The 22422-nt window shown below is 65.7% G+C and carries 15 protein-coding genes and 2 tRNA genes; 10 read left to right on the top strand and 7 right to left on the bottom strand.

Going from position 1 to position 22422, the window contains the following annotated elements; genetic code table 11:
* Positions 1 to 139 precede the first annotated feature (139 nt).
* The 8 genes from AC1VVK_RS16770 to AC1VVK_RS16805 all read left to right on the top strand — a co-directional run bounded on the left by AC1VVK_RS16770 (position 140) and on the right by AC1VVK_RS16805 (position 12624).
* Complete coding sequence (locus AC1VVK_RS16770; RefSeq protein ID WP_482903870.1) at positions 140 to 2506, top strand: PAS domain-containing sensor histidine kinase; 2367 nt, start codon at positions 140 to 142, stop codon at positions 2504 to 2506.
* On the top strand, positions 2503 to 2949 hold the full coding sequence (tsaE, locus tag AC1VVK_RS16775) for a tRNA (adenosine(37)-N6)-threonylcarbamoyltransferase complex ATPase subunit type 1 TsaE (protein ID WP_482903871.1): 447 nt from the start codon (positions 2503 to 2505) through the stop codon (positions 2947 to 2949). Before AC1VVK_RS16770 ends, tsaE begins: the two co-directional genes overlap by 4 nt.
* Positions 2946 to 3944, top strand: coding sequence for an aminoglycoside phosphotransferase family protein (locus AC1VVK_RS16780; protein WP_482903872.1), 999 nt, complete (start codon positions 2946 to 2948; stop codon positions 3942 to 3944). The genes tsaE and AC1VVK_RS16780 overlap by 4 nt, the downstream gene beginning before the upstream one ends.
* On the top strand, positions 3941 to 4666 hold the full coding sequence (locus AC1VVK_RS16785) for a nucleotidyltransferase family protein (RefSeq protein ID WP_482903873.1): 726 nt from the start codon (positions 3941 to 3943) through the stop codon (positions 4664 to 4666). Before AC1VVK_RS16780 ends, AC1VVK_RS16785 begins: the two co-directional genes overlap by 4 nt.
* A complete protein-coding gene (addB, locus tag AC1VVK_RS16790) occupies positions 4659 to 7673 on the top strand; it encodes a double-strand break repair protein AddB (protein WP_482903874.1) in 3015 nt (1004 codons plus the stop codon). The genes AC1VVK_RS16785 and addB overlap by 8 nt, the downstream gene beginning before the upstream one ends.
* Positions 7670 to 11176 (top strand): double-strand break repair helicase AddA, encoded by a 3507-nt coding sequence (gene addA, locus AC1VVK_RS16795; protein WP_482903875.1) that lies wholly within the window; start codon positions 7670 to 7672, stop codon positions 11174 to 11176. Before addB ends, addA begins: the two co-directional genes overlap by 4 nt.
* 85 nt (positions 11177 to 11261) lie before the next feature.
* Positions 11262 to 11582 carry a thioredoxin gene (trxA, locus tag AC1VVK_RS16800; RefSeq protein WP_132385056.1) on the top strand — a complete coding sequence of 107 codons (321 nt, stop codon included), beginning with the start codon at positions 11262 to 11264 and terminating at the stop codon, positions 11580 to 11582.
* Between the two features lie 304 nt (positions 11583 to 11886).
* Entirely contained in the window at positions 11887 to 12624 is a 738-nt protein-coding gene (locus AC1VVK_RS16805; RefSeq protein ID WP_482903876.1) for an energy transducer TonB, read from the top strand.
* Positions 12625 to 12817: 193 nt separating this feature from the next.
* On the opposite strand, the gene AC1VVK_RS16810 is transcribed toward AC1VVK_RS16805, so the two are convergent.
* From AC1VVK_RS16810 to argJ, 3 genes are read right to left on the bottom strand one after another with little or no spacing between them, the layout of a single operon-like run.
* Positions 12818 to 13630 carry an inositol monophosphatase family protein gene (locus AC1VVK_RS16810; protein ID WP_132385058.1) on the bottom strand — a complete coding sequence of 271 codons (813 nt, stop codon included), beginning with the start codon at positions 13628 to 13630 and terminating at the stop codon, positions 12818 to 12820.
* Between the two features lie 25 nt (positions 13631 to 13655).
* A complete protein-coding gene (locus tag AC1VVK_RS16815) occupies positions 13656 to 14294 on the bottom strand; it encodes a glutathione S-transferase family protein (RefSeq protein ID WP_132385059.1) in 639 nt (212 codons plus the stop codon).
* A gap of 2 nt (positions 14295 to 14296) precedes the next feature.
* Positions 14297 to 15523, bottom strand: a complete 1227-nt coding sequence (gene argJ / locus AC1VVK_RS16820; RefSeq protein ID WP_482903877.1) for a bifunctional glutamate N-acetyltransferase/amino-acid acetyltransferase ArgJ — start codon at positions 15521 to 15523, stop codon at positions 14297 to 14299.
* Positions 15524 to 15675: 152 nt separating this feature from the next.
* Between argJ and AC1VVK_RS16825 the strand changes: the two genes are divergently transcribed.
* On the top strand, positions 15676 to 15954 hold the full coding sequence (locus AC1VVK_RS16825) for a hypothetical protein (protein ID WP_482903878.1): 279 nt from the start codon (positions 15676 to 15678) through the stop codon (positions 15952 to 15954).
* A 103-nt stretch (positions 15955 to 16057) separates the two neighbouring features.
* Entirely contained in the window at positions 16058 to 18796 is a 2739-nt protein-coding gene (secA, locus tag AC1VVK_RS16830) for a preprotein translocase subunit SecA (protein ID WP_132385062.1), read from the top strand.
* A 97-nt stretch (positions 18797 to 18893) separates the two neighbouring features.
* On the opposite strand, the gene AC1VVK_RS16835 is transcribed toward secA, so the two are convergent.
* From AC1VVK_RS16835 to AC1VVK_RS16850, 4 genes are all read right to left on the bottom strand, one after another.
* Entirely contained in the window at positions 18894 to 21032 is a 2139-nt protein-coding gene (locus AC1VVK_RS16835; RefSeq protein WP_482903879.1) for a TonB-dependent siderophore receptor, read from the bottom strand.
* A 220-nt stretch (positions 21033 to 21252) separates the two neighbouring features.
* A tRNA-Asn gene (locus tag AC1VVK_RS16840) sits at positions 21253 to 21327 on the bottom strand.
* Positions 21328 to 21408: 81 nt separating this feature from the next.
* Positions 21409 to 21483: transfer RNA gene (locus AC1VVK_RS16845), tRNA-Asn, on the bottom strand.
* A gap of 157 nt (positions 21484 to 21640) precedes the next feature.
* On the bottom strand, positions 21641 to 22420 hold the full coding sequence (locus AC1VVK_RS16850; protein WP_132385064.1) for an NAD kinase: 780 nt from the start codon (positions 22418 to 22420) through the stop codon (positions 21641 to 21643).
* Between the last annotated feature and the right edge of the window lie 2 nt (positions 22421 to 22422).

Consider the following 22422-nt stretch of genomic DNA (forward strand, 5'->3'; position numbering starts at 1 on the left):
GGCCCCCGCCTTCGCGGGGGCGACGGTGAAAAGAAGCGCGGAAGTCATACACAACCCGCGAACAACATGGGGAGAGTACCGGCACTGCGGTACTCTCCCCATTGTCTTTGTAGTTCCGGCGCATCATAGCCAAGGGCGAATGGACAAGGAACGCCTCGTACCCCTCATCGTCGGCCTGCTACTTGCTGCCTGGATGCTGGCGGCGGCTTGGGCCGTGCTCTCCGCGAGAGGCCGCCAGAAACGCGCCGAGGCGCAGTTGCGTTCTGCCCGCAGGCTGGCCCGCATGGTCGAGGAATCGCCCGCGATCCCGCTGCTGGTGCGCTCCGATGGACGGATCGAGGCCAGCCCGCGCCTCGCGCAGTGGCTGGGCTTCGAGACCGTGCCGCAGTTCCTCACGGAACTTGATGGCGGCGACCGGGGGCTGCCGGCCGACAAGGTGGCCGAACTGACCGAGGCGGTGCGCCGCACGCAGAAGACCGCAACGCCGTTCCGCATGGTCGTCACCCCGCGCAATTCGTCGCGCTCGCTGGCACTGCGGGGGCATCTGGCCGATCCGCAAGTCTCGCCCGGCGGCGCTGCGCTGGTCTGGGCCTTCGACTTTTCCGACAGCGAGGGCGAACTGAGCCGCCTGCGTGAGGAAGCCACGCGTGCGCGCGGAGACTTTACGGCACTCGTCTCGCTGATCGAGGCGGCGCCGATGCCGATGTGGTTCCGCCGTCCCGACGGCGAATTGCAACTGGTCAATTCCGCCTATGTCACCGCCGTCGGCGGGGAGAGCGCGCAGTCCGTGGTGGCCGCAGGCACCGAACTGGTCGAGATCGTCGACGGTGTGGGCCCCGCCCAAGTCGCGCGGGTAGCGGCGCAGAAGGGTGCGCCGATCCAGCGCATCGTTTCCACCACGATCAACGGCCAGCGCCGCGCCATGCGCGTGAGCGACCTGCCGCTGGGCGAGGACGGGGTTGCCGGTTATGCCGTCGACATCGAGGATCTGGAAGAGATGTCGCGCTCGTTCCGCGCGTTCCGCGATGCCCAGCGCGCGCTGCTCGACCAGCTTTCAGCCGGTGTCGCCCAGTTCGACGGGCGCAAGCGCCTCAGCTTCGCCAACCAGCCGTTCCAGCGCATATTCAAGCTGACGCAGGGCGCCTTGCAGGATCCGCCGCTGTTCGAACGGCTGCTCGACGCCGCGCGCGATGCGGGACGCGTTCCCGAAGCGCGCGACTTTCCCGCCTGGCGGCGCGAGAAGGCGGCCTGGTTCGCCTCCAGCGAAAGCCATGAAGAGGCGTGGACGCTTTCCGACGGTTCGCACTTGCGCATCGTAGCCCAGCCGCTGCCCGATGGCGGCCTGCTGCTGATTGCCGAGGATCGGACCGAGCAGCTTCGCCTCTCCGCCGTCCGCGACACGCTGCTGCGCACGCGCACCGCGACGTTCGACAGTCTGTTCGAATCGATTGCGGTCTTCGCGCCCGATGGCCGCATGCAGTTGTGGAACCGCCGTTTCGCCGCCGATTGGGGGCTGGAGAACGACTTCCTCGACACGCACCCGCATGTCGAGGCGCTGCTCAAGAAGATCGCCCCGCGCCTCAAGCGTCCGACCGAAGCGGAAACCGTGGGCAATGTCGTGCGCTCCGCCGCGCTCGACCGGGTGCAGAAGGGCGGCCGAACCGTGCTCGCCGATGGGCGCATGCTCGAATATGCGGGCGTGCCGCTGCCGGACGGCAATGGCCTGCTGGCCGTGCTCGATATCACCGACTCGCAAAAGGCCGAGGCGGCCCTGCGCGAGAGTAACGAAGCACTGATCGAGGCCGACGCGATCAAGACGCGCTTCCTTGCCAAGATCAGCTACGAATTGCGCACCCCGCTCACTTCCATCGGCGGTTTTGCCGAACTGCTGGAAGCGGGCGTGGGCGGCTCACTCGATCCCGGTGGGCACGAATATGTCGCCGCGATCCTCGCTTCGGTTGACCAGCTTGGCGAGCATATCGACAGCCTGCTCGATCTCTCGCAGAGCGAGGCCGGTCTGCTGCCGCTCAAGAAGGAGGAGATCGACCCGATGCCCTTCATCCGCGGGGTGGTGGAAGAGCGGGCGGCGCGGCTTGAACGTGCCGGGCTGGTGCTGGACTTGCGCGCCGATGGCTTGCTGCGCCCGTTCCAGGGGGATCGCCGCCGACTGGCGCGGGCGATCGGCCATCTTGTCGACAATGCCATCGCCGCCTCGCGCCGCGGCCAGCGCATTCTGGTCCAGATCGCACGCCGCAAATCGGAGGGCGGAGACGGGGAGGATGTGCTTCAGATCCTCGTGCAGGATCGCGGGCAGGGCATGGATGGCCGCAATCTCGCGCTCGCGCTCGACGGCATGAAGCAGAGTGCAGACGGTCGGACGGTGGAGCGCAGCCAAGGCCTCGGCCTGCCGCTCGCCCGCCAGTTGGTCGAGGCGCATGGCGGCGCGCTGCGGCTGGTGTCGGAGCGCGGGAAAGGGACGAGTGCCTTGGTGGAGCTGCCGGAATGAAAATCGCGCTTCCCGATCTCGCGGCGATGGACCGCTTTGGCCGCGCCATTGCCGAGGTTTTGCGGCCCGACGACGTGGTGGCGCTGGAAGGTGGCCTTGGCGCGGGCAAGACCACGCTGGCCCGCGCGATCATCGCCGGTCTGGGGCACGAGGGCGACGTTCCATCGCCCAGTTTCGCCATCGTCGAGGTCTACGATCCCCCGGCCGTGCGGCTGCCGCTGGTCCATGCCGATTTCTACCGGCTCAAGCATCCTTCGGAGGCCGACGAGATCGGTCTCGACGACTATCGGCAGGGCGCCGCGCTGATCGCCGAGTGGCCGGATCATGCCGGCGGCTTTGCACATGAGCCGGGTTGCCTCTCGATTACGCTGGAAGTTGAGGAAGAGGGCAGGATCGCCATTGTCGAAGCCGGTACGGATTGGGTAGGGCGAATCCCGAAATGAGCACGATTCCCGCCAATCTCCCCGAGGGCCTCGAACCCTTCCTTGCCGATGCCGGATGGCACGGCGCCGCCGTAGAGCCGCTGGTCGGCGATGCTTCGTTCCGCCGTTACTTCCGCGTACGCGGAACGAACGGCGAATGCGCGATGCTGATGGACGCGCCGCCGCCTACCGAGGATCCGCAGCCCTTCTTGCGCGCCGCGCGCTGGCTTGACGCCAATGGTATGCGCCCGCCGCGCATCCTCGCCGAGCGGGCCGACCGTGGCCTCGTGCTGATGGAAGACTTCGGCGATGCGCGCATGCGCGATTACATCGACCAGTGGCCGGATGACGAGCGCGCGATCTACAAGGGCGCGGTCGATGCGCTGGTGCAGTTGCACCGCCTGCCGGCCGGGCCGTTCCTCGACTATTCGATGAGCGAGTATCAGCGCGAGGTGCGGCTGTTCCTCGAATGGTATGGCCCGTTGCAGGGGCTGCAGCTCGATGCCGCCGGTTTCACCGCCGCGTGGGAGAGCGTGCTGGGCGAAATGCTGCCCCGCCAGCGCCCCGGCGTGACCGTGCTGCGCGATTATCATGCTGAAAACATCATGCTGCTCGGCGCGCTGGAAAAGCAGGGTCTGCTCGATTTTCAGGACGCGCTAGTCGGCCACCCGGCCTATGACCTCGTCTCGCTGCTGCAAGACGCGCGGCGCGATGTCTCGCCCGAGCTGGAGGCGGAGATGTTCGACCATTATCTGCGCGCGACCGGCGTCGATGGCGAGACCTTCCTGGCCGACTATGCCCGCCTCGGCGCGCAGCGGAACACCAAGATCGTGGGCATTTTCGTGCGCCTGTTCAAGCGTGACGGCAAGCCCCGCTACCTCGACCTGATTCCGCGCGTCTGGGCGCAGCTTGAGCGCGATCTTGCCCATCCTGCGCTGGAACCGGTGGCGCACTGGTTCGATGCCAATGTGCCGGACGAACTGCGCGTGACCAACGGCGGGAGCTTTGCGGTATGAACACCCTTCCGCTCGCCAGCGACACGGCGATGGTGCTTTCCGCCGGTCTCGGCAAGCGGATGCGGCCTCTTACCGCCACCCAGCCCAAGCCGCTGGTGCGCGTGGCGGGCAAGTCGATGATCGACCATACGCTCGATAAGCTGGATGCGGCGGGCGTCACGAAGGCGGTGGTCAATGTCCACTATCTTGCCGACGCGCTTGAAGGTCACCTCAAGGTGCGACGCAAGGGCCCGGCGATCACTGTTTCGGACGAGCGCGAGCAGCTGCTGGAAACCGGCGGCGGCATGGTCAAGGCGGCCCCGCTGCTGCCCGAGACGTTCTTCTGCCTCAACAGCGACAATATCTGGCTTGATGGCCCGGTCGATGTGTTCCACGAGCTTTCGCTTGGGTGGGACGAGGCGGCGATGGACGCGCTGCTGCTGATGGTGCCGCACCCGCGCGCGATGAACTACCGGGGCGAGGGCGACTTCCATCTCGATCCTGCGGGCCGTGTCAGCCGCCGCCAGCAAGGGCGCGTGGCGCCATTCATCTATTCGGGTATCCAGCTCGTGTCCAAGCGCCTGCTGCGCGACGCGCCGGAAGGGCCGTTCTCCACCAACCTGCTGTGGAGCCGCGCCATCGAGGAGGGCCGTCTTTTCGGCATCGTCCACACCGGCCTGTGGTTCGAAGTGGGCGAACCCGGGGCCATCAGGCCCACCGAGGAATGGCTGACCCGTGCCTGACAGGGCAGGGCCGAAAGTCTATTCGATTGCTGCCCATCGTGGTTTCGCCGATGCCCTCGTAGCTGGACTCGCGCCGCGCTACGGGCAGGGCGAGCTTGGCCTTGCCCGGCTGACCCTGCTGCTGCCCAGCCGCCGCGCGGTGCGCACGGTGACCGAGGCTTTCGTGCGCCATGCAGGCACGGTCGAAACGCCGGGCCTGCTGTTGCCGCGCATGGCGGTGGTCGGCGATCTCGATCTCGACGAGACGCTGGGCCCGCTGCTCGACCCGCTGGGCGCTGCCGAGATCGCACCGGCCGCCGACCCCACCCGCCGCTGGCTGCGTCTCGCCCACTACTTGCACGAGATCGAGGGCGATGCCGCCGGCAAGGGCGCGGCTTTGCTGCGCCGTGCCTGGGAAATCGGGCGCACCATGGATCGGCTGCTGGTCGAAGGGATTGCTCCCATCGATCTGATGAGCGAGCGCGTGATCGGTATTGTCGGCGAAATGGCCGGGCACTGGACCGACAATACGCGCACGTTCCTGAAGGTGCAGCAGTTCTGGCTGGCGGAACTGGCGACACGCGGCGAGATCGACGCGCCGGAGCGGCGCAACCAGTTGTTCGAGCATGCCGCGCGCGAATGGCGCGCCGCGCCGCCGCCGTTCCCGGTGGTCGCGGCGGGTGTCACCAGTGCCTCGCCCGCACTGGCCCGGTTGCTGCGCGTTGTCAGCGAATTGCCCGAAGGCAGCGTGGTGCTGCCGGACTTCGATCTCGCGCTGCCCGAGAACGTGTGGGATGAACTCGGCACTGCCGGACATCCTGTCGAGCCCGAGGATCCGCCGTTCGGCCCGAATGACGCGGTGACGCATCCGCAATATCATCTGAAACTGCTGCTCAATCGCATGGGCGTATCGCGCAGCGAAGTGGCGCCCTGGCACCGATCCGGCCCCGGCGCCTCGGCCCCTTCGCGCAGCACAGTGATTTCCAACTTGTTCCTGCCGCCGCAAGCCTCGACGCTCTGGGTGGACTTGCCGGTTGAACAGCGCCGCCTGCCGGGCGTGCGCCTGATGGAATGCGCACATCCCGAACAGGAAGCGCAGGCCATTGCGATTCTCGTGCGCGAGGCGCTGGAAGTGCCTGAGCGGCGCGTGGCGGTCATCACGCCCGATCGCGGTCTAGCCGCACGCGTCGTGGCGCATCTCACGCGCTGGGGGATTGCGGCGGACGACACTGCGGGCTTGCCGCTGGCGCAGACGGCGGCGGGGCGGCTGATGCTGCTGCTCACCGAAGTCATGGCCGATCAGGCCGCGCCGGTGCCGCTGATAGCGTTGCTGGTCCATCCGCTCGCCGGTGCCGGAGAACGGCGTGCGCAGTGGCTGGAGAATGCGCGCAAGCTTGACCGTGCATTGCGCGGGCCGCGCCCCGGCGGGGGCCTTGCCGCGCTGGCGGGCATCGCCGCAGAGCGCAAACTGGACGACTGGTGGGCCGAAGTGGAGGCGGTGCTCATGCCGCTCTTTGCTCTGGAGACGGGTGACCCGCTGGCAACGATGCTTGGTCGCCTTGCCGATGCTGCGGAAATGCTGTGCGGCGAGGCGATCTGGTCCGGTCCCGACGGCCGCGCGCTGAGCGCCATGGTCGAGGATCTGCGCGCCGCTGCCGCCTCTGCCGGCACGCTGTTCGACCCGCGCGAGCTTCATGCCATGCTGCGCGACGTGATGGACCGCGCGGCGGTGCGCCCGCCGTGGGGCGGCCATCCGCGCGTTTCGATTTACGGCTTGCTCGAAGCGCGCATGAGCCGCGCCGATCTTGTCATCTGCGGTGGTCTGGTCGAAGGCGTCTGGCCGGCGAGCCCCTCGCAGGACGCGTTACTGCCGCCCGCCGTACTGCGCGCGCTCGGCGTGCCCGGGGCAGACTTCCGCATCGGGCTTGCCGCGCACGATCTGGCGGCGGCGCTTGGCGCGCCCGAGGTGCTGCTGAGTTGGTCGCTGCGCGATGCCGGAGGACCGGTGATCCCGTCGCGCTTCGTGCTGCGCGTCAAGGCGCTGCTGGGCGAACAGGCCGAGCGCCATGTCGAGAGCGAGGCGCTGCGCCTTGCGCGCATGATCGACGATGCCGCACCGGTACCGCCGCACCCGCGCCCGCAGCCGATGCCGGGCGCCGACCAGCGCCGGGTCGACCTTTCGGTGACCGGGCTCGACCGGCTGCGCGGCGATCCATACGAGTTCTACGCCAATGCCGTGCTGGGCCTTTCGCGGCTCGACGCGCTCGATGCCGAGCCGAGCGCGGCGTGGAAGGGCGAAGTTGCGCACCTTGTCATGGAGCGTTGGCACCTGGCGGGCGAGCCGGTGGACGAACTTCACGCCATCGCCCGGCAAGTGCTGGCCGAGAAGAACGCGCATCCGCTGATGCGCGCGCTCTGGTGGCCGCGTCTGTCCGCAGCATTGGATACGTTCCGCGACATGGTGCTTGCCCACAAGACCCACGGCCGCCGCGTCATCGCCACCGAGGCGCGCGGCGAAATGCGCTATCGCGACATCCGCATCCATGGCCGCGCGGACCGGCTTGACCGGTTGGCCGACGGGAAGCTGGGCGTTGTGGACTACAAGACCGGCTTGCCGCCTTCGACGCGCCGTGTGGAGGAAGGTTTTGCGCTCCAGCTGGGTCTTGTTGCGATGATTGCCGAGGCGGGCGGGTTCAAGGACCTTCAGGACCTCACGATCCGCGGCGAGGCGGAGGCGTTCGAATACTGGTCGATGGCGAAGAACAAGGACACCATCGGCTACACCACCACGCCGCTCAAGGAAACCGGCAAGCGATCCGGCATCGCGCCGGATGAGTTCATGCCGAGGACCGAGGACTTCCTGAACGACGCGCTGGATCGCTGGATCCTGGGCACCGAACCGTTCACGGCGCGGCTCAATCCCGAACTCGGTTCCTATGCCGATTACGACCAGCTTATGCGGCTCGACGAGTGGATCACATCGCTGGGAAGTCGTCCCGCATCGGGCACTGAGGGAGAGGGCGCATGAGCGGTCCCGCCGCCGTCCATCCGCTTCACGGCAACCAGATGCGCGCAGTGGACCCGCGCGACAGCGTATGGCTTTCCGCATCGGCGGGCACCGGCAAGACGCAAGTGCTGTCCTCGCGCGTGCTGCGGCTTTTGCTGCAAGAAGGCGTCTCGCCGTCGCAAGTGCTGTGCCTGACGTTCACCAAGGCGGGCGCGACGGAAATGGCCGCGCGTATCAACGGCACTTTGGCGGAGTGGGTGCGGCTGGAGGAAACCCAGCTTTTCCTGAGGCTTGAAGCCATCGGCGCGCCGACCGACCGCGAGACCATGAGCCGCGCGCGCACGCTGTTCGCGGCCGTGCTCGACTGTCCCGGCGGGGGGCTGCGGATCGATACCATCCACGCCTTTTCGCAGTGGCTGCTGGCGACCTTCCCACTTGAAGCAGGGCTCGTTCCCGGCGCGCGGCCGATGGAAGACCGCGAGCGGACGCTGTTGGCACGTCAGGTGCTGTCCGATCTGCTGGTCGAGGCAGAGGAAACGCCGTTCGGCGATGCGCAATTGCTGCAAGCCATTGCCGCATTCTCGCTGCGGCACGGGCCGGATTCGGTGATGGACTTCCTGCTGCGCTGCGCCTCGGCGCGGGAGGCGTGGTTCGGTCCGGGATCGTGGCAGGCGGGAGACATGCGCGACCACGTGCTGCGCCTGCTCGGCCTGCCCGGTGACGCCGGGGAGGACATGCTGGCGGCGATGTGCACGGATGAGGCCTTCGACGTGCGTTCGCTGCGGCGCTGCTGCGAAGTGCTGGCCGAGTGGAACACCGCCACCGCCCACAAGGCGACCGACGTGCTGGTGCCGTGGCTCATGCTCTCACCCGCGCGCCGGGCGGAGCAGGTGGAGGACGTCTACGGCGCGCTCTTCACCAAGGACGATGCGGTTCGCAGCGCCAAGAACCTTGCGAAGTTCGAGCCGGATTACCAGGGCTATGCGATCCGCGTCGGCGAATGCCTGGGCCGCATCCGTGAGATGAAGGCGCTGCTCGGCCTTGCCGAAAGGCTTGTGCCCGCGCTGCGGCTTGGCCGCGCTTTCGCCATTGCCTGGGACGAGGCCAAGCAGCGCGAAGGCCTGATCGACTTCGACGACCAGATCCGCCGCGCCGCCGACCTGCTGCGCGGTCAGGCCTCGGCCGACTGGATCCGTTACAAACTGGACCGCCGCTTCGACCACATCCTTGTCGACGAGGCGCAGGACACCAATGCCGCGCAGTGGGACATCGTCTTCGCCATGGCGGAGGAGTTCTGGGCGGGCCTTGGCCAGCACGAAGAACGCTACGTGGAAACGATGCGCACGCTCTTCGTGGTGGGTGACTACAAGCAGGCAATCTTCCGCTTTCAGGGTACCAGCCCGGAGAACTTCCGCCGCGCCGCCGACCGCGTACGCGGTTTGATGGAGGATGCTGCGGGCAATGCCGAAATGTTGCGCAGCCGATTCGCGCCGCGCCGGCTTGTCGAATTGGGGCTAGATCGCAGCTTCCGCACCGCACAGCACGTACTGGACTTCGTGGACGAGGCGATCGGCGGCATCGGCCATGCCAGTTTCGGCCTCGACCGTCCTGCCGAGCGCCATGTCGGGCAGGAACGCCCGGGCTATGTCGCGCTCTGGCAGCCGGTCGCGGAAGAATTCGACGAGGAAGAGCCGCTCGAAACCGACGACAACGACGGCGCGCAGCCCAACTGGCTCTCGCGGCCGGACCGGCAGATGGCCGAGCGGATCGCACAGCAGGTCAAGACGTGGCTGGATCCGAGCGGTCCCGGCTTCGCGCTGCACAAGGGCAAGTCGCGCCGCGCCGGAGCGGGCGACATCATGGTGCTGGTGCGTCAGCGCAAGGAACTGGCGGGCCTGATCGTTGCACGGCTCCATGCCGCGGGTGTGCCGGTGGCGGGCGTCGACCGCCTGCGCCTTGGCGCGCCGCTGGCGGTGAAGGACCTGATCGCGGCGCTGCGCTTCGCGGTGCAGCCGCTTGACGACCTGACGCTCGCCAGCCTGCTGGTCTCACCGCTGGTGGGTTGGAGTCAGGCGCAATTGCTGCGCTTCGGCCACCGCGAAAAGCGCGTGCGGCTCTGGGACCATTTGCGCACGCAGTATGACCCTGAAGTCTCGGCCGTGCTGCAACAACTGGGCGCGCTGCTGGCCTTGGCGGACTATGCGCCGCCTCAGGCGATGCTGCATTGGTTGCTGGTGGGCCCGTGGCAGGCACGACGCAAGCTGGTGGCGCGGCTCGGTAGTGAGGCCAACGATCCGATCGATGAACTGATCAACGCCGCGCAGGCCTATGTCATGACCGATACGCCAAGCCTTGCGGGCTTCCTCGCATGGTTCGATGCGGGCGACGGAGAACTGAAGCGCGAGGCGGACGCGGCGCAGGGCCTTGTCCGCGTGATGACCGCGCATGGCTCGAAGGGTTTGCAGGCGCCCATCGTCATCCTCGCCGACGCCACCGGCAATCCCGAGGCGGCGCGCGAACGCGGTTTCGAACTCACGGACCCGCGCGAGACGCGCCGCAAGGTGCCGCTACCGCCGCTCTCGAAGGACGAGAAAGTCGGCCGCATCGCCGCGCAGATCGCCGAAAACCGGGAGGGGGACGAACAGGAGCACTGGCGCCTGCTCTACGTCGCCATGACCCGCGCCGAGGAAGCGCTGTTCGTCGGCGGCGCGCTGGGCAAGCGCGACAAGGACGGACCTGCCGAGAAGAGCTGGTACGCGCGGCTGCGCACGCTGTTCCCGGATGGGGCGGAGGCGCCGGACGCGATCTGGGGCAGTCGCTGCGACTATGGCGTACTGCCTGCGCCGCTGCCGCCGGAGGTCCGCTGGGTCGAACTGCCGCTGCGCGAGCCGCTGCCGCGCTGGCTGGAGCGCGCTCCGCCTGCCGAACCGCGCCCGCCGCGCCCGCTCGCGCCGTCCGCGCTGGGTGAGGAGGATGCGCCCGATCCGCCGTTCCCGCCGGGCGCCGGACGCGATGCCCTGCGGCGCGGTACGCTGGTGCACAAGCTGCTGGAGCGCCTGCCGCAAGTGGCGGCGGACATGCGCGAGGAAGCGGGCTGGCAATGGCTCGCCCGCAATGCCGCCGATCTCGACGAGGCGGCGCGCGAGGCGATGCTGGCAAGTGCGCTCGCGGTGGTTCACGAACCTGCCTGGGCCGAACTGTTCGGCCCCGAAAGTCTGGCCGAAGTGCCGGTAGCTGCCGTGGTTGGCGGACAAGTGGTGGCGGGCACGATCGACCGTCTGGTCGTCGAGCCGCGCCGCGTTCGCCTTGTCGACTACAAGACCGCGCGCCGTCCGCCCGAACGTCTGGAGCAAGTGCCGAAGGGCGTCCTGCGCCAGATGGCGGCATACGCCGCTGCGCTGGAAGTGGCGTTTCCGGGCCGGATAGTGGAGGTGGCCTTGCTCTATACCTCGGTCCCGCGCCTGATCGCGGTTCCGGGCGAAGTGCTGGAGGCGCACAAGCCGGACTTTGCACAGGTCCAGTAAAGCTATGTGGGCAGGGGCGTTGCCTCGCAACAAATCCTCCCTAGATTGCGTTCAACCCGAAATACCCCCCGAGGAGTTCAAATTCATGGCGACTATTGCCGTTACCGATGCCAGCTTCGAAGACGACGTCCTGAAGTCGGACAAGCCGGTTCTCGTCGATTTCTGGGCGGACTGGTGCGGCCCGTGCAAGATGATCGGCCCCGCGCTGGAGGAAATCAGCGAGGAACTGGCTGGCAAGGTGACCATCGCGAAGATGGACATCATGGCCAACACCGACATCCCCGGCCAGATCGGCGTGAAGTCGATCCCGCTCATGGTGCTGTTCAAGGATGGCCAGCCGGTCGCCCAGAAGCTCGGCGCCGCGCCCAAGAGCGCGCTGAAGGGTTGGATCGAAGGCGAGCTCTGAGCCTCGCCACACTCGAACTTATCCCCGAGCAGCAAGCGAGCAGCAAGCAAGAAAAACCCCTTCCGCCGCGAGGCGGGAGGGGTTTTTCTTCGTGCGGCGCAAGTGATGAAGAGCAATCCGGTGCAATGGGCACTTGTTTGCGCTCTGGCCATATAGATATACGCCGCGGACTATCCGGGCGGGGGGCACGATGAATTTTGCATTTGGGGGGCGATGGGCTGCGTTCATACTGGGCCTATCGCTAACGTGTGCGGCGCATTCCGAAGCGGAGGAGATCGTCCTGCCGCCGACTTCCGGATGGAAAGTGAGCGAGGCTGACAGTGCCTGCGCTGTGTCCCGGCGCTTCGGTACGCTGGAACGTCCCGTATTGCTCCGGATGAACCGTGCTCATCTCGATAACAGCGTAGAGATTGCCCTGTCGGGATATCCAGTGGATTCGGTGGGCCCAGATGCGGTTGCAACGGTCAGTTTCATGTCGGACACGCCGATCAATGCCGGAATACCGCTGTTGGCGGTAAACTCGCTGTATGGTGCGACCATCGTTCTGCGGACGAAAGCTGCCGGTAACAGGCAAGAAGTCAATGCACCCGAACCTGAGGCCGCGAAAGATGTGCGGCGTGTCACAATTGCTGCGGGTGCAATGAATGTAGCTCTCGACACCGGTAGCATGGCTGAACCTTTGGCAGCGTTACGTAAATGCGTGAACGATCTTTACGCGCGTTGGGGTGTTGATCCAGCGATGGGAGCGAAAATCGCTCGGGGACCGGTGCCTCTGGACGGTATGCGCATGGCGATCGATACAAACGACCACTATCCGCCGGAATTGTTGCGCCTGAAGAAAGAAGGGCGGGTTCCCTTCGTCGCTATCGTAGACACTGCGGGCTCGGTTATTGAGTGCCACGTGGTCCAATCATATGCAGACGCGGGGTTCAACGATCCTGTCTGCAATGCTGCCCGTAGAGCGCGCTTCAAGCCTGCGACAGACATAAATGGAAAACCCGTGACCTGGTTTTTCAACAGTGCGGCAATTTTCATGCTTTGAGACGTTTGGCGCCCCTAACCGCCAATGCATTTTCCTACATTGCGCAATGCTGTCATGGCGTTTCCCGATAACGCCTCTTTGAAATCGTCGGAAATCCGGGACTATCCCGCTGCAAGGTGACGGTTGGCACAAGGTGACACCTTTCACTCAGGACCGTGTCAACTGTGTCAACCGGAGCGTCACCTTGTGATCGTCAGTCTTCCAGCGCGGCGAGGCGCGTGGCGAGGCCTTCGAACAGGGCGGGGCTGGAGGCGCCGATAAGGCCTTTCTTCTCGAACTCGTCCACGCGGTAGGGGCTGCCGTCCGGCCGGGCCGCCATGCCGCCAGCTTCGTTGAGGAACAGGGCGCCCGCTGCATGGTCCCACGGCAGGGTGCGCTCGAAGATCGCCACGTCGTTCTGGCCAAGCGCGAGGCGGGGATATTGCTCGGCGGCGCAGCGCGGAATGTCGACGAGGCGGTAGTGCGGGGCGACTTCGGTGCGGATGCGTTCGCGGCGCGATTCTTCGGTGAAGATCAGCGAGATCGCGGCGACGGGCGGCACTTCCCCGGTGGCGCGGGCGGTGAGGCGCTCGCGGTCCACCCACGCACCGCCGCCTGCAGAGGCGTGGCAGAAGCGGCCGGTGAGGCAGTCGAGAATCCAGCCGCCCAGCGTCTCGCCCTTGTCGGCAAGGGCTATCAGCATGCCGAACGGCGCTTTGCCGGACGCGAAGTTGTTGGTGCCGTCCAGTGGATCGACGATCCAGCAGAGGCGGTCCTTGAGCTTCAGCAGTTCGTCTTCGTTGGCGAAGGTCGCTTCCTCACCCACCACGGCGGCATCGGGGAGCAGGGCGGTGAGGCGCTCGGCAAGGATCGCCTCGCTCTCGCGGTCGGCCACGGTGACCACGTCGTTGACCGCCTTGCTGACGATCTGCTCGGCCGAGAGCGACTGGTAGTGCGGCAGGATCACATCGCGCGTGACCTCGCGCATGATCGTTTCGACCGCGGTATTGAGCGTGGAGGTGATCATGGGGGAGGCCTTTGGATGGGAGGGCTCAGGTGAGCGGGATCATGACCTGCTGGCCATAGCCGGGCCGCTCGTGAAGGCGCGCGTACCAGTCGGCCAGCGCGGGAAACTCGGGCCGGTCCAGTTCGAACTGGTCGAACGGCAGCGAGAACCACGTATAGGCATAGACGCCCATGGGAATGTCGCCGATCCCGAACTGGCCGCCGGAAAGCCAGGGCTTCTCGGAAAGGTAGCGTTCCAGCACGGTCAGGTGCGCGGCGCAGGTCTTGGTGTCACGCTCGATCGCCGCCATGTCCCACTGCTCGCGCGGGGTGCGGGCCATGGCGAGGAACGGCACGCGCTGGGCCTCGGCATAAGTGATCTGCCAATCCATCCAGCGGTCGGCGAGAGCGCGGTCGATAGGATCATGCAGGAACCAGCGCTCGCCGCCGTATTCGGCTGCCATGTAGCGCAGGATCGCGTTCGATTCCCAGAGAGTGAGCTTGCCGTCCTCGATCATCGGCACCAGCCGGTTCGGGTTCTTGGCGAGGTACTCGTCGGTATAGCCGAACTTGCCGCCGATATCGTGGCGCACGTAGTTCAGCGCCAGTTCCTCGGCGAACCAGGCGACTTTCTTGACGTTGTGGGAGTTGAGGCGACCCCAGATCGTGAATTGCGGACCGGCCACCGTCAGCTCCTGTAGTCGGCGTTGATCGAGATGTAGCCGTGCGTCAGATCGCAGGTCCACACGGTCGCGGCGCCTTCGCCAAGGCCGAGGTCGACCTGAATGGTCACGTCCTGCCCCTTGAGGTGCGCTGCGACGGGGGCTTCGTCATAGTCGGCGAGCGGCAGGCCTTCGCGTGCGGCCCAGGTGCCGCCGAAGCCGATGGAGAGCTTGTCGCGGTCGGCTGGCTCGCCCGCCTTGCCCACGGCCATGACGACGCGGCCCCAGTTGGCGTCCTCGCCGGCGATGGCGGTCTTCACCAGCGGCGAGTTGGCGATGGCCATGCCGACCTTGCGGGCGCTCTCGTCCGAAACGGCGCCGGAAACGGCCACTTCGATGAACTTCTGCGCGCCTTCGCCGTCGCGCACGACGAGGTGAGCAAGCTGGCGGCACACGTCATGCACGGCGGCGGCAAAGGCATGGGCGCCGGGCGAGGCGATCGAGGACAGCGGTGCGTTGCCGGCCTTGCCGGTGGCGAAGGCCAGCACGGTGTCGCTCGTGGACGTGTCCGAATCGACAGTGATGCACGAGAACGTGCGGAAGTTGGCGGCGGAGAGGCACTCCTGAAGGAAGGCAGGCTCCACGGCGGCATCGGTGAAGATGTAGCCGAGCATCGTCGCCATGTCCGGCGCGATCATGCCGGATCCCTTGATGACGGCGGCGATGGTCACCTTGGTATCACCGATCATCGCCGTGGCCGTCGCGCCCTTGGCGAAAGTGTCGGTGGTGGAAATCGTGTTCGCCACGTCTTCCCACGAGCACGGCTCTGCACCGAGCGCTTTCTCGACGCCTTCGCGCGCCTTGTCCTTGGGCAGCGGCACACCGATCACGCCGGTGGAAGAAACGAAAACCTGCTCCTTCGCGCAGCCGAGATGCGCGGCGACCTGATCCATGATCTGTTCCACCGCCTCGCGGCCGCGATAGCCGGTGAAGGCGTTGGAATTGCCGGCATTGACCACCAGCGCGCGGGCGAGGCCCTGCTTCACGTTCTCACGGCCCAGTTCGACTTCGCTGGAGCAGCACAGGTTCCGAGTGAACACCCCTGCTACCGACGTGCCTTCGTCCAGCTCCACATACGTCAGGTCGCATCGGCCCCAGTCTTTATACCCGGCACGCACGATATGCGGCGTCACGCCGGCGATCGGCGGCATCTCGGGGAAGGGCGAGGCGAGCGGGGAGGTGGGATAGGCCATGGGCAAAGCGACTAGCGCGTGCGTGTGACAGGTCAAGAGTCGCTGCAATCTCAGGTTGCAAAGCAAGCCCGGCGGCGATCTTCCGTGCGGAAATTCGGGCGCGGTGCTCTCCGTTGTGGACACCGGCGAAAGCGCCCCCTATCTGATCCGCCATGGCAAATCGCCTGCTCCTTACCCTGCTGGCCCTGTTGACGGGCCTTGCCGCACAGATCGGCCCTGTCGATGCGCGTGCGTCGCAGGTGGCCAGCCTGCAAGTGGTGCTGGGCGAGGCGGCCGTGGCCGCCAAGGCGCCGCGCGCGCCGGTTGCTCTGGCGCAGCTGCCCGAACCGGGCCTGCGCAACACGCGCCGCCATGCTCCCCCGCTCGTTGCGGTGTCGGATTCGCTGGCGGTGCCGACTGTCCTGACCGGGATAGACCGCGCGCGCGAGTAAGCGCACGCGCCATTCGCAGCTTCGCGAAAACACGCGTCCCGCGACTGGCGGAGGCGCGCAATTCCGACATTCACGAACAGCATGTAAAACAGGGATTTCCGCCATGTTCGGCGCACTCGCCAAGTCCATTTTCGGCTCGTCCAACGACCGCTACGTCAAGTCGCTCGACAAGATCGTCTCGCAAATCAACGCTTTCGAATCCGTTCTGGAGGCGATGAGCGACGATGAACTGGCCGCCCAGACGCCGAAGTTCCGTCACTTGCTGTCCGAGGGCAAGACGCTCGACGACCTGCTGCCCGAAGCTTTCGCCACCGTGCGCGAGGCGTCGAAGCGCGTCTTCGGCATGCGCCACTTCGATGTGCAGCTGATCGGCGGCATCGTGCTCCATCGCGGCGAGATCGCCGAGATGCGCACCGGTGAAGGCAAGACGCTCGTCGCCACCACCGCGACCTACCTCAACGCGCTTGAGGGCAAGGGCGTTCACATCGTTACGGTCAACGACTACCTCGCTCGCCGCGACGCCGAGCAGATGGGCCGCGTCCACGGTTTCCTGGGCCTCACGGTCGGCGTGATCGTGCCCAACCTCGACGAATTCGAGCGCCGCGCGGCCTATGGCGCCGACATCACCTACGGCACCAACAACGAATTCGGCTTCGACTACCTGCGCGATAACATGAAGCACGAGCGCGGCCAGATGGTGCAGCGCCCCTTCAACTTCGCCATCGTCGACGAAGTCGACTCGATCCTGATCGACGAGGCGCGCACGCCGCTCATCATCTCGGGCCCCACCGACGACAAGTCGGAACTCTACATCGCCGTCGACGCGATCGTGAAGCAGCTGGTCCCCGAGGACTATGAGGCTGACGAGAAGACCAAGAACATCACGCTGACCGAGGACGGCGTCGAGAAGGCCGAGCGCATTCTCGAAACCGCCGGGCTGCTGGTCGGCTCGAACCTCTATGACGTTGAGAACACGCAGGTGGTCCACCACCTCGACCAGAGCCTCAAGGCCGTGGTCATGTTCAAGCGCGACACCGATTACATCGTCAAGGACGGCAAGGTCGTCATCATCGACGAGTTTACCGGGCGCATGATGGATGGCCGCCGCTGGTCGAACGGCCTGCACCAGGCGGTCGAGGCCAAGGAAGGCGTGAAGATCGAGCCCGAGAACCAGACGCTGGCCTCGATTACCTTCCAGAACTATTTCCGCATGTACCCGAAGCTTTCGGGCATGACCGGCACCGCCGCCACCGAGGCTGCCGAGTTCTACGACATCTACAAGATGAACGTCGTCACCATTCCCACGAACGTGCCGGTCCAGCGCGTCGATGAGGAAGACGAGTTCTACAAGAACACGCATGACAAGTTTGGCGCCATCGCCAAGCTGATCCGCGAGAAGAACGAGATCGGCCAACCGGTGCTGGTGGGTACCGTTTCGATCGAGAAGTCGGAACTGCTGTCGGACTTCCTCAACAAGGAAGGCGTCAAGCACTCGGTGCTGAACGCCCGCTTCCACGAGATGGAAGCGCATATCGTGGCGCAGGCGGGCAGCCTTGGCGCCGTCACCATCGCCACCAACATGGCCGGTCGCGGCACCGACATTCAGCTGGGCGGCAACGTCGAGTTCCGCGTTGAGGACGAGCTGAGCGAAATGGCCGAAGGGCCGGAGCGCGATGCCGCCATCGCCAAGATCAAGGAAGAGGTTGCAGAACAGAAGCGCCTCGTCCTCGCGGCGGGCGGTCTCTGCGTCATCGGCACCGAGCGCCACGAAAGCCGCCGCATCGACAACCAGCTGCGCGGCCGTTCGGGCCGTCAGGGCGACCCGGGCCTTTCGAAGTTCTACCTCTGCCTGGAGGATGACCTGCTGCGCATCTTCGGGCCGGACACGCTGTTCGCCAAGATGATGAACAGCAATCTTGCCGATGGCGAGGCGATCGGCTCCAAGTGGCTGTCCAAGGCCATCGAGACCGCGCAGAAGAAGGTCGAGGCGCGCAACTACGAAGTGCGCAAGCAGGTCGTCGAATACGACGATGTGATGAACGATCAGCGCAAGGTGATCTACGAGCAGCGCTCGGACATCATGGATGCCGATACGGTCGACGATGTCGTGATCGACATGCGCAATGACACCGTTAACGCGATCGTCGCCGACACCTGCCCGCAGGGTTCCTATCCCGAGCACTGGAACGTCGATGTGCTCAAGGCCAAGGCGAGCGAAATCCTGTCGCTCGACGTGCCGATCGAGGCCTGGATCGACGAGGACGGCATCGATCCCGAACTGGTCGAAGAGCGCATCGCGGCCATGGCCGAAGCGCAGATGTCTGAGAAGATGTCGCGCGACGATCCGGCGATCTGGCGTCAGGTCGAAAAGTCGATCCTGCTCGACCGGATCGACCACTACTGGAAGGAACACCTCTCCACGCTCGACGCGCTGCGTCAGGTGGTGTTCCTGCGCGCTTACGCCCAGAAGACGCCGATCAACGAGTACAAGACCGAGGCTTTCGGCCTGTTCGAGCGCATGCTGGAAACGATCCGCGAGGACGTGACGCGCATTCTTTCGGTCAGCCAGATCCAGATCCCGGAGCCGGTGCAACTTCCCGAGCTTCCGGACTTCCTGACGGGTCACATCGATCCGCTGACCGGTATCGACAATTCGCGCGATGGCGACGGTTCGGCGCTGATGCCCGAACTGTTCGGTTCGCTGGCGGGCAGCCCGCAGGCGGGTGTCGGCCCCGGTGCCTCGGGCGAGAATCCCTATGCGGACCTGCCGATCAGCCGCAACGCCCCGTGCCCCTGCGGTTCGGGCAACAAGTACAAGCACTGCCACGGCGCGCTCGCCTGACGCAGATGGAAATGGCGGTCGCTGCAACTCTGCAACGACCGCCATCGCTGGAAACAGGAAAGAGGCCGCGGCTCGGGTGCCGCGGCCTCTTTTTATGTCAGAAGCTTACACCCAGCGTGCCGCGAACGGTGCGCGGCGCGCCGTAGTAGGCTTGATCCCATTGCAGGCTGGTCCAGTACTTCACGTTGGTCAGGTTATCGAGATTGACCGCGACAGAAACGTTCCGGGTGACCTGATAGCGCGCCATGAGGTCGACGATCGCGTAGCCGTCCTGCTCGGTATAGTCGTTATGGATCCGGCTCTGGTAGCGCGCCGAGGCGCCTAGGCGCAGGGCTTCAAGGAAGCGCGGCGTGTAGGTGGCATTGAGGTGGGCCGTGTGACGCGGGATGAAGGCGCGGGCGTAGTTGCCGTCCATGTCCTCGATATCGACATAGGCATAGCCGCCGGAAACCTGGAAGCCCGGAAGCACTTCGCCGGCCACGTCGACCTCCAGGCCTTGCGACTTGGCATCGACACCGTCGTAGAGCGTCTGGCCAAGCGTGGGATCGAAGCCGATCGATTCGGCGACGTTGTCTTCCTTCGTCCTGAACACCGCGACGGCGGCGGTGAGCTTGCCGCCGTTCCACTCGCCCTTGATGCCGGCTTCGTACGTCTTGCCCTGAAGCGGGGCTATGATCGAATGATCGGCAGTCAGGTAGACTTGCGGGCTGAAGATCGTGGCATAGCTGGCATAGGCCGTGATGTTGCCGGTCAGGTCCAGCGTCAGGCCCGCGAATGGCAGGAACTTGGTTTTGTCGAAGGAATAGGGCGTGTCGTAGGACGTGCCGTCGCGCCGGGCATTGGTCACGTTGCCGCCCAGCATGAGCTTGAGCGGATCGGCCAGCGAGAGGCGGACGAGGCCATAGGCGCTGGCGATCTTCGTCGTGAAGTCGGCCTGCGGGGTGTAGGGCCCCCAGTTCGGATAGGGGAACGTGCCTTCGAAGGCGCTGTTGCCGGGGAGGACGGCGCCGATGGCGTCGGCATCGACCGATTCCTGCTCGACCAACTGCGATACGCCGTAATTGACGCCTAGCACCACGTCGTGCTCGCGGCCGGCGATCCTGACTTTGCCGGTGACGTTCGCGTCGATCGTCGTTTCGCGCAGCTTGTCCAGATAGGCGCCGGGGTAGGCGGCGAGTTCGCCGTCTTCGCCGTAATAGACGTAGAACAGCTTGGAGTCCTGATTGCGCGCGCGGCGCAGGACGGAGACCTTGCCGGTCCAGCCGTCGCCGAAATCATGGGTGATATCGCCGAACAGATTGCGGTCGAGCGAATACCAGCGCGTCCAGGGCTGCGCCGAATTGGTCGAGCGCGGATAGGTTGCCGGTGTGCCGTCGGCATAGGTGAAGGGCAGGGCGCCCCAGCTCACACCGCGCGGATCGCTCTCCTGCCATGAGTAGCCGGCGGTGGCGACAGTATCGGGTCCGAGGTCGGCAGCGGCCACGCCGTAAAGCGTCAGGCGCGAGGTGTGGTAGAAATCGAGATAGGAATCAGCGTTCTCGTAGGAGCCGACGAAGCGCGTGCGGATGGAGCCGTCTTCGATCAGCGGGGTGTTGACGTCCACACTGCCGCGTACCTCGTCATAGGAGCCGTAGCTTAGGCTGGCATCCCCGCCCAGTTCCTTGGTCGGGCGCTTGCGGATGAAGTTAATCGCGGCGGAGGGATTGCCGGTCTGCGAAAGCAGGCCGGTGGCGCCGCGCACGATATCGACGCGCTCGAACAGCGACGTGTCGATCTGCCCGTTCTGGAGTCCGTAGCTGAGCGGCTGGCCGATGCCGTCGAACTGGAAGTTGACGATGTCGAAGCCGCGCGCGTTGTAATAGGTGCGATCCGTCTCGGCGCTGTCGACGTTTACGCCGGTGGCGCGCCGCAGCAGGTCATCGACGGTGTTGAGGCCGAAGTCCTCGATCTGTGCGCGGGTGATGACCGTCACCGCCTGCGGCGTCTCGCGCAGCGACAAGTCGAGACGGGTGCTGCTGGACTGGCCGGCAACAACGTAATCCTCGGGCACGGAGCCGGTCACGATGATGTCGTCGGCGCGCGGTTTGGCATCGGCATCGTCAGCCCAGGCGGTCGGCGCGAAAGTGGCTCCGGCCAGCCCGATCAGCGCAAGGCGCGAGGCTCCCGTGAGAATTGTCTTTCGAATGGCGCGGCGATGCTTGCCGCGATGCTGCCCGTTCCCCTGCGTGACGATCACGTAAATGCTCCTATGCTAATGCGAGGGACTTGCAATAGCAGATTGCATAGAGGCGGAGGGCGGTATGTCAACGCTGCCCGGCTGCCGTACGGATGCGGTCTCGCCACTTGCCGGACAAGCGGATGGACGGTCGTTGGAATAAAGGGGAAGCGCCGGAACGCGTTCCGGTCTCGTCAGTAAGGCAGGATGGGGTGGGTAGCTGCGCTCGGGCGAAGGGAGGTGGCTCCCCGAGTAGGATTCGAACCTACGGCCATTCGATTAACAGTCGAATGCTCTACCGCTGAGCTATCGGGGAACAGCCTGTCGGTGTTTCCACCGTCGGGCGGAAGAGTTGCTTCCGGTGCCTGGACACCGCTTCGAACCCTTCAGAAAGAAGTGGCTCCCCGAGTAGGATTCGAACCTACGGCCATTCGATTAACAGTCGAATGCTCTACCGCTGAGCTATCGGGGACCGGCCTATCAGTGTCTCCACCGGCGGGCAGGGGTGCGCCTATAACAGCGCCATCGGGATTGGCAACCCTGACTTTGACCAAAACATTGCGAAAATTTTTCCACAGCACGTGTTCGCGCACGCAAGCCGGCGGAATGGCGTGGTTCCCGGTGCGGATTCAGACCTGGAACTGTTCGGCGAAAATCCGTTCTTCCAGCGTGAAGCCGGGGTCGAACAGCAGGGTCAGCTCCTTCTCGCACGAGGCCCGGATTCGCACCGATTTCACGTCGCGCACTTCCTTCTGGTCGGCAACGGCGGCGACCGGGCGCTTGCCGGGTTCGCGGATGTGGAATTCGACCTCTGCGCTTTCGGGCAGAATCGCGCCTTTCCAGCGGCGCGGACGGAACGGGCTCAGCGGCGTCAGCGCCAGCATGCGCGCGCCCAGCGGCAGGATCGGGCCGTTGGCGGAGAGGTTGTAGGCCGTGGAGCCCACCGGCGTTGCCAGCAGCACGCCGTCGCCCACCAGTTCGTCCATCCGCACGCGGCCGTTGATGCGCACTTCCAGCTTGGCGGTCTGGCGCGTCTCGCGCAGCAGCGAGACTTCGTTGATCGCGTAGAAATTGAACTCCCGCCCGTCGTGGCTCACCGCATGCATCTGCAACGGTGCAACGGGAACACGGTGCGCTTCCATCACGCGGTGCAGGATCGGGATGTGATCGTGCGGCCCGTTCATCAGGAAGCCCACGGTGCCGAGGTTCATACCGTAGACCGGCTTGATCGTATCGCGGTCCAGCATCTCGTGCAGCACGTGGAGCAGGAAGCCGTCGCCGCCCAGCACCACCAGCACGTCGGCGTCCTCGGGCGAGGTCCAGGCATGCGAGTCGCGGAGGGCCTCGGCGCCTTCCTGCGCCTTGGCGGTGTCCGAGACGATGAGAGCCAGCTTGGGTTCGTCGCTCATTT

This window comes from Novosphingobium sp. BL-S-32 (genome assembly GCF_056857055.1).

Bases quoted from the DNA above. Each gene is read 5' to 3' on its own strand.
- AC1VVK_RS16810 (WP_132385058.1), bottom strand. From the start codon at position 13,630: ATGATCACCTCCACGCTCAATACCGCGGTCGAAACGATCATGCGCGAG.
- secA (WP_132385062.1), top strand. From the start codon at position 16,058: ATGTTCGGCGCACTCGCCAAGTCCATTTTCGGCTCGTCCAACGACCGC.
- AC1VVK_RS16825 (WP_482903878.1), top strand. From the start codon at position 15,676: ATGGCAAATCGCCTGCTCCTTACCCTGCTGGCCCTGTTGACGGGCCTT.
- argJ (WP_482903877.1), bottom strand. From the start codon at position 15,523: ATGGCCTATCCCACCTCCCCGCTCGCCTCGCCCTTCCCCGAGATGCCG.
- AC1VVK_RS16770 (WP_482903870.1), top strand. From the start codon at position 140: ATGGACAAGGAACGCCTCGTACCCCTCATCGTCGGCCTGCTACTTGCT.
- trxA (WP_132385056.1), top strand. From the start codon at position 11,262: ATGGCGACTATTGCCGTTACCGATGCCAGCTTCGAAGACGACGTCCTG.
- AC1VVK_RS16785 (WP_482903873.1), top strand. From the start codon at position 3,941: ATGAACACCCTTCCGCTCGCCAGCGACACGGCGATGGTGCTTTCCGCC.
- AC1VVK_RS16850 (WP_132385064.1), bottom strand. From the start codon at position 22,420: ATGAGCGACGAACCCAAGCTGGCTCTCATCGTCTCGGACACCGCCAAG.
- tsaE (WP_482903871.1), top strand. From the start codon at position 2,503: ATGAAAATCGCGCTTCCCGATCTCGCGGCGATGGACCGCTTTGGCCGC.
- AC1VVK_RS16780 (WP_482903872.1), top strand. From the start codon at position 2,946: ATGAGCACGATTCCCGCCAATCTCCCCGAGGGCCTCGAACCCTTCCTT.
- addA (WP_482903875.1), top strand. From the start codon at position 7,670: ATGAGCGGTCCCGCCGCCGTCCATCCGCTTCACGGCAACCAGATGCGC.